Below are 7,116 nucleotides of genomic sequence, written 5' to 3' on the forward strand. Positions count from 1 at the left end.
TCCCAGCCGACGAGGTACCAGCGCCGTCCGGTGTGCACCAGCCGGTGCGGCTCGGTCGTGCGGACGCTTTCGGTGCCGTCGTGGGCGCGGTAGCCGAAGCGCAGCCGCACCGAGTCGCGGACGGCGGCGGCGATGGCGGTCAGGGTGTCCGGGTCGGCGGTGGGGCCGGTGTTGGCCAGCGGCACCGTCGCCGACCGCAGGGCGTTGATCCGGTGGCGCAGCCGCGACGGCAGCACCTGTTCGAGCTTGGCCAGCGCGCGCACCGACGTCTCTTCGATGCCGGTGATCGAGCCGCCCGCCGCGGTGCGCAGGCCCATCGCGACGGCGACGGCCTCGTCGTCGTCGAGCAGCAGCGGCGGCAGGTCCGCCCCGGCGCCCAGCCGGTAGCCGGCGGTGCCCGCGGTGGCGAGCACCGGGTAGCCGAGCGCGCGCAGCCGTTCGACGTCACGGCGCACGGTCCGCGGCGTGATCTCCAGGCGTTCGGCCAGTTCCGCTCCGGACCAGTCGCGCCGGGCCTGCAGGAGTGAGAGCAGACGCAGCAGCCGTGCCGAGGTTTCCCACATGTTCTGCATTCTGCCCGGCAGCTAGGACCGAACCTGACCTAACCGGCTCCTAGGGTTGGAGACATGCAGAACACCGAAGAGATCCGGCCCTTCACCATCGACGTTCCCCAGGCCGACCTGGACGACCTGCGCGACCGGCTCGCCCGCACCCGCTGGGGCGCGGACCTGCCCGGGGTGGGCTGGAGCCGCGGGGTGCCGGTGGGCTACCTCAAGCAGCTGGCCGGGTACTGGCGCGACGGCTACGACTGGCGCGCCCACGAGCGGAAGCTGAACGCGTTCCCGCAGTTCGTCACCGAGATCGACGGGCAGGACATCCACTTCCTGCACGTCCGCTCCCCCGAGCCGGACGCCCTGCCGCTGATCCTGATCCACGGCTGGCCCGGGTCGATCGTGGAGTTCCTGGACGTCATCGGCCCGCTGACCGACCCGCGTGCCCACGGCGCCGACCCGGCGACCGCGTTCCACCTGGTCATCCCCTCGATCCCCGGCACGGCCTTCTCCGGGCCGACCCGCGAGGCCGGCTGGGACACCGGCCGGATCACCCGCGCGTTCGCCGAGCTGATGCACCGCCTCGGCTACGACCGCTACGGCGCCCAGGGCGGCGACACCGGCGCGGTCGTCGGCCCGGGCCTCGGCCGGCTCAACCCGGACAAGGTCGTCGGCGTGCACGCGAACGGGCTCTATGCCTTCGGCGCGCCGGACGACGGCGTCGAGCTGACCGAGGCCGAAAAGGCGCGGCTGGAGCAGTTCGCGTACATGCGGACCGAGCAGGGCGGGTACGTGGCGATGCAGACGACCCGGCCGCAGACGCTGGCGCACGGGCTGCACGACTCGCCGGTGGCGCAGCTGGCCTGGATCGTCGAGAAGTTCAAGGAGTGGACCGACCCGGCGGCCGAGCTGCCGGAGGACGCCGTGGACCGGGACCTGTTGCTCACCAACGTGATGCTCTACTGGCTGACCGGCACCGGCGGTTCGTCGGCCAACTGCTACTACGAGACCGCGCACGCCGGCGCGTGGGGCGCGAGCGAGCGGTCCCCGGTGCCGACCGGCGTCGCGGTGTTCCCGCTCGACCTGTCGATCCGCAGCGCGCTCGACCGCGAGCACACGATCGTGCACTGGTCGGAGTTTTCGCGTGGCGGCCACTTCGCCGCGATGGAGGCGCCCGACCTGCTGGTGGCCGACGTCCGGACGTTCTTCGGCCGGCTGCGGTGAACCAGGCGGCGGCGATCGCCCGCGCAGAAGGGGAAAAGCGGCCCTCCGGCATCGGGCACACCGCTTTCCCCCGCGCGAGGTGAAGCCACGGCCGCCGCTCGGCTCCGGAAGTGCGCACGGTGCGGTGCCACGCTCACCCGGCTCGCGGCGACGGTCGCCGCGGGCCGGGTGAGTGCCATCCGCGCCCTCGGGCGGGCGGCCGGTCTCGCCCGCCACGGGTGACCCGGCCGGCGGCCACCGGGCACACGATGAGGCACCCGTCGAGGCGAGCCCCGGGAGGCCGACTTCCATGACCACCACCAACCGACCACACGGGTCCCCGGAAACCACGGGGCCACCGCCCGACGAGGGGCGCAGGCGTGCCCGGCCACCGGCCGCCGCGTGGATCTCCTGGGTCGCGCTGGCGCTGATGACGACCGGTTCCGTCGCGAGCCTGCGCCCCTCACCGACGATGGCCGTGTACGGCCTGGCGGCCGTCTTCCTCTACGCCGTCCCGGCGATCGTGTTCCTGCTGCCGACGTCCCTGGTCTCGGCCGAGCTGGCGTCCGGCTGGCCGGGCGGGGTCTACAACTGGGTCGCGCTCGGGATCTCCAAGCCGGTGGGCTTCCTGGCCGTCTGGTGCCAGTTCGCGATGACGATCTTCTACTACCCGAGCCTGCTCGGGTACGTCGCCGGAACGCTCGCGTACGTGTTCGACCCGGAGCTGGCGAGCAGCGGGTGGTGGACGGCCGCGGTGATCGTGGTGGCGTACTGGTCGGGCGTCTGGATCTCCGCGCGCGGCACGAAAGGCGTGGCCGGGCTCGCCGGCGGCGGGCTCGTCATCGGGACGCTGCTGCCCGGCGCGCTGCTGGTGGTCCTCGGCATCGTGTTCCTCGGGCAGGGGCACCCGTCCGCGGCGCCGATGTCGGCGGACCACCTGCTTCCCGCCTGGGCCGGGCTGGCGAGCCTCGTGCTGATCGTGAACAACTTCCTGTCCTACTCCGGGATGGAGATGAACGCGGTGCACGTGTCGTCGCTGCGCAAGCCGGGCCGGGAGTTCCCCCGTGCGATGTTCCTGGCGATGGGGCTGGTGCTGCTGATCTTCATCCTGCCCGCGCTCGCGATCAGCTGGGTCGTCCCGGCCGACCAGCTCTCCCTCACCGCCGGCGTGATGCAGGCCTTCGACGCCGTCTTCGCGGGCTTCGGCATCCAGTGGCTGACCCCGCTGATCGGCGTCATGCTCGTGCTGGCGTCCCTCGGCGGGATGCTCACCTGGCTGGCGGGCCCGTCGAAGGGGCTGCTGCTGATCGCCCGCCAGGAGGGGTACCTGCCGCCGTTCCTGCAGCGGCTCAACGGCCGGGGCGTCCAGCAGAACATCCTCGTCACCCAAGGGGCGGTCACCACGCTGATCGCGCTCTGCTACGCGTTCATCCCGGACGTGTCGAGCGCGTACTGGATCTTCTCGGTGATCACCACCCAGGTGTACCTGATCATGTACCTGCTGATGTTCGTCGCGGCGGTGCGGCTGCGGCGCAAGTTCCCCGACCACCCGCGCGGGTTCCGCGCGCCGATGCTGCTCGGCCTGTGCGGCGTCGGGTTCTGCGCGTCGCTGGCCGCGCTGCTCGTGGGCTTCGTCCCGCCTTCGCAGTTCGGGGCGGGCAGCCCGTGGGTGTACCTCGGGATCGTCGCGGGCGGCGCGCTGGGGCTCGGCCTGCTGGTGCCGTTCCTGTTCTACCGCCTGCGCAAACCGTCGTGGCGGCAGCCGGAGGTGAACCCGTCATGACCACTGTGGACGAACGGTCGACGCGGCCGCAGCGGATGCTCGTCTACTTCGCCGTGGCGATCGTGCTGGGCGGCTTGCTCGGCGCCGGGTACGTGTTCTCCCGCTCGGCCCGGGCGGACGCCGGCGCGGTGTGCGCCCACGCCGACGCCGCACTCGTCCGTGCCGCGAACGACAGTGCCGGCCCCGGGCTGCGCCTGGTGCGCTCGCCCGACGCCGTGGCGCGCGCGATCCGGGTGTACTGCCCCGAGAAGGCCCGGTGAGCGCGATGGACCTCCGGAAGCGGGTCGGAGAACTGATGCCACGAGTCCGCGCCGAGCTCGCCGAGCTCGTCGCGATGCGGTCGGTCGCGGACCCGCGGCAGTTCCCGCCCCGGGAATGCCACCGCGCCGCGGCCTGGGTGGCCGACGCGTTCGCCGAATCCGGGTTCGACACCCACCTGGCCGACACCCCGGACGGCAGCCGGGCCGTGCTCGGGTCCCGGCCGTGCGCCCGGGAAGACGCCCCGACCGTGCTGCTGTACGCCCACTACGACGTCCAGCCGCCGCTGGCGGACGACCAGTGGCGGACACCGCCGTTCCGGCTGACCGAAGTGGACGGACGCTGGTACGGCCGCGGTGCGGCCGACTGCAAGGGCAACATCCTGATGCACCTCACCGCGCTGCGGGCGCTCGGCGACGACGTGCCGGTGCACCTCAAGGTGGTCGTCGAGGGCTCCGAGGAGCAGGGCACCGGCGGGCTGGAGGCGTTCGTCCCCGCGCACGCCGACCTGCTCCGGGCCGACGCGATCGTGGTGGGCGACACCGGCAACGCCGCCGTCGGGTACCCCGCCGTGACCGTCAGCCTCCGCGGCATGGTCACCGTGGTCGTCCAGGTCGACGCCCTGCCGTCGGAGCTGCACTCCGGCATGTTCGGCGGCCCCGCCCCGGACGCGCTCGCCGCGCTGGTGGCGGTGCTCGGCACCCTGCGCGACGAGGCGGGCGACACCACGATCCACGGCGTGCCCGCCGACGGCCGCTGGTCCGGTGCCCCGTACCCGGCGGCGCGGTTCCGGGCGGACGCGGGCCTGTCCCCCGGTGCCGTGCTGCTCGGCAGCGGCGAAGTCGCGGACACGCTCTGGGCGCGTCCGGCGCTGACGGTGCTCGGCATCGACTGCCCGCCGGTCGTCGGCTCCGCGGCGGCCCTCACCCCGCGTGCGCGGGCCCGGCTGAACCTGCGCATTCCGCCGGGCATCGACCCGTACCGGGCGGCGTCCGCGCTGAGCGAGCACCTGATGGCCGCGGCCCCCTGGGGCGTGGACGTCTCGGTGGAGGTGGAAGCGATCGGCGAGCCGTTCCTCGCGGCGACCGGCGGGGCCGCCCACCGGGCGATGGACGAAGCCCTGCAGGCCGCCTACGGCCGCCCGGTGAGCCTGCTCGGCCAGGGCGGCTCGATCCCGCTGTGCACCGTCTTCGCCGAGACCTACCCCGATGCCGAGATCCTGCTCATCGGTGTCGAGGAACCGCAGGCTCGCATCCACGCGCCGAACGAAAGCGTGGCCCCGCAGGAGATCGCGGCCATGGCCCTGGCCGAGGCGCTGTTCCTGCGGAACTACGGTGCCGCCACCGGCTGACGCTACGGCCGGGGCCGCCGCAGGAACCGCAGCCCGACGACGGCGGCGGCCAGCACGCCCGCGACGGCGACGAGGATCCAGACCCAGGCCGGAACGCTGCCGCCAATGTCGCTCGCCGGGGCGGGCGCCGGCGTTGCGGACGCGGCGCCGGTCGGCACGGCGGCGGACGACGTCGGCGCCGCGGCGCTGGACGAGACCGGCGCGGTGAGGGTGAAGTGCACCGCGGCCGTCACCTTGTCGCCGTCGTCCGAGACGACCTTGTAGGTCAGCGTGTAGGCGCCGGCCGGGCCGGACGGGGTCACCGGGGCGGTGATCACCGCGTCGACGACCGCGGGGGTCCCGACCGTCCACTTCGCCCCGTCCGGCCCGGTGACCGCGATCGGGTCCGCCTGCAGGGTGACCGGCTCCTCGAAGGTGAGCTCGATCTTGCGCGGCGGGGCGGCCAGGCTCGCCCCTTCGGCGGGCGAACTCGACTTGAGCTCGGTGTGGGCCGACGCGGGCCCGGCCGTCAGCAGGACGCCGGACAGCACGAGCAGGAAGGCTCCGGACATCCGGGCGATCTTCATGCGGTTTTCCTCGATCCGATGGTGGCCGGGTGACGGCGGTACCGGAGCAGTCTGGCACTGCGTCCGGCCGGCCACCGTCAGGGCGCCACTTCCACCTCCATTCCCATGATCCGCGTGGTCCGGCGCCGCCGGAGCCAGCCGCGGCCCGGCGAGCCGTCCGGAACCTCCGCGAGGAACGCCTTGCGCTGCGCCGACGTCGCCGAGCGCCAGCGCATCGCCAGCACCGGGCGGACCGGCGCGATGTACGCCCGCACCCGTTCGTGCGCACCGGCGACGCGGGCCTCGTACTCGCGGTCCGGGCGGTAGGCCAGTTCCAGGTCGATCAGCGGCGCGGCGCCGCCCGCTCGGTGGTGGCAGCGCGACAGCATCCGCGCGAGCTCGTCCATCGCCCCCCGCACGCGGCACGGCATCTGGTCCTGCCAGCGGCCGAGGCGCGGAACGGACGCGGGGGCGGCGGTCACCTCGTCGGCGAGCACGACCAGGGCCCGGATCGCCGAACCGGCCAGCTCGACCCGGATGCGCCGGCCGTTGGCATCGACGAAGAAGCGCGGCACCCGGCCGGCCACGACGGTGCCCGAACGCAGCCGGACCCACTCCGCCACGGCGTCGGGCGACGGGCAGGACGACACGAACGTGAACGCCAGCTCGTCACCGGTGAGGTTCATCGTCACGGGGAACAGCGAACCGATGTCGTGCACGAACGCCGAGCCGATCACGAGTGCGGCGCGGGAGCCGCCTCCGGTCATCCCCGATTACACCTGCAGATCCGCTTCGATGCGTTTGAGGTAGTGCCGGGCCAGCGCCAGGTTGGCCCGGTCGCGGTCCAGCACCAGGTACAGGAACAACGAATTGCGCGAGCTCACCGAATTCATCAGCCGGATCAGGTGGTACTGGCGGTGCAGCGTGATCAGGATGTCCTCGATGGAATCGTTGAGCGCCAGCGAGGACATGACCCGCAGTTTCGACCGCACGACCTCGGTGTTCCCGGCCGCGGCGATCTCCAGGTCGAGCCACTCGCCGCCCCCGCTGGTGCCGAGCGACATGCCGCTTTCGTAGTCGACCAGCGCAACGCCGACGGCGCCGCTGATGGACATGGCTTCCTTGAGTGCCGTGTCGATGTTCATCATCGTGTTGCATCCTTTCCGTGAACGGGTGGTCGGCCGGCGTGCTACGCGGCCAGGATCGAGCCGATCCGCTCGATGACGGGCCGGGCTTCGAACAGCAGGCGCCCGACGTTCAGGCCCTTGTCCCCCAGCACGACCATCAGTGCCAGCCGCCCGATGGCGTAGACGGCCATGTAGCCTTCACTGCCGAACACGACGGTCTGGTTCAGCGTCCCCTTGCCGGTGATTTCGGCGGCCTGCCGGGCAATCCCGAGATCAGCCGCGGCGAGCGCGGAGATCG

Annotated in this window: 9 protein-coding genes; 4 read left to right on the forward strand and 5 right to left on the reverse strand. The window is 72.9% G+C overall.

Going from position 1 to position 7,116, the window contains the following annotated elements; translation table 11 throughout:
• On the reverse strand, window positions 1-563 hold a 563-nt coding region (locus tag CCN39_RS47600; RefSeq protein WP_143264469.1), incomplete at its 3' end, for a helix-turn-helix transcriptional regulator.
• A gap of 63 nt (window positions 564-626) precedes the next feature.
• Here CCN39_RS47600 and CCN39_RS47605 point away from each other — a divergent pair.
• From CCN39_RS47605 to CCN39_RS47620, 4 genes are all read left to right on the forward strand, one after another.
• Window positions 627-1,775: an epoxide hydrolase family protein gene (locus CCN39_RS47605; RefSeq protein WP_086853747.1), complete on the forward strand. Its 1,149-nt coding sequence runs from the start codon at window positions 627-629 to the stop codon at window positions 1,773-1,775.
• A 289-nt stretch (window positions 1,776-2,064) separates the two neighbouring features.
• The gene (gene gadC / locus CCN39_RS47610; protein ID WP_086853749.1) at window positions 2,065-3,537 is read left to right on the forward strand and encodes a glutamate/gamma-aminobutyrate antiporter GadC; all 1,473 of its coding nucleotides are present in this window, start codon (window positions 2,065-2,067) and stop codon (window positions 3,535-3,537) included.
• On the forward strand, window positions 3,534-3,797 hold the full coding sequence (locus CCN39_RS47615; RefSeq protein ID WP_086853751.1) for a hypothetical protein: 264 nt from the start codon (window positions 3,534-3,536) through the stop codon (window positions 3,795-3,797). The genes gadC and CCN39_RS47615 overlap by 4 nt, the downstream gene beginning before the upstream one ends.
• Window positions 3,798-3,802: 5 nt before the next feature.
• Window positions 3,803-5,146, forward strand: a complete 1,344-nt coding sequence (locus CCN39_RS47620; RefSeq protein WP_086853759.1) for a dipeptidase — start codon at window positions 3,803-3,805, stop codon at window positions 5,144-5,146.
• A 2-nt stretch (window positions 5,147-5,148) separates the two neighbouring features.
• On the opposite strand, the gene CCN39_RS47625 is transcribed toward CCN39_RS47620, so the two are convergent.
• The 4 genes from CCN39_RS47625 to CCN39_RS47640 all read right to left on the reverse strand — a co-directional run.
• Window positions 5,149-5,712, reverse strand: coding sequence for a copper resistance CopC family protein (locus tag CCN39_RS47625; protein ID WP_086853753.1), 564 nt, complete (start codon window positions 5,710-5,712; stop codon window positions 5,149-5,151).
• 77 nt (window positions 5,713-5,789) lie between these two features.
• On the reverse strand, window positions 5,790-6,458 hold the full coding sequence (locus CCN39_RS47630) for a hypothetical protein (protein WP_086853755.1): 669 nt from the start codon (window positions 6,456-6,458) through the stop codon (window positions 5,790-5,792).
• A gap of 6 nt (window positions 6,459-6,464) precedes the next feature.
• Complete coding sequence (locus tag CCN39_RS47635) at window positions 6,465-6,836, reverse strand: hypothetical protein (protein ID WP_167455386.1); 372 nt, start codon at window positions 6,834-6,836, stop codon at window positions 6,465-6,467.
• A 44-nt stretch (window positions 6,837-6,880) separates the two neighbouring features.
• On the reverse strand, window positions 6,881-7,116 hold a 236-nt coding region (locus tag CCN39_RS47640), incomplete at its 5' end, for a roadblock/LC7 domain-containing protein (RefSeq protein ID WP_434781168.1).

Origin of the sequence: Amycolatopsis kentuckyensis, assembly GCF_002155975.1 — a bacterium.
Classification (GTDB): domain Bacteria; phylum Actinomycetota; class Actinomycetes; order Mycobacteriales; family Pseudonocardiaceae; genus Amycolatopsis; species Amycolatopsis kentuckyensis.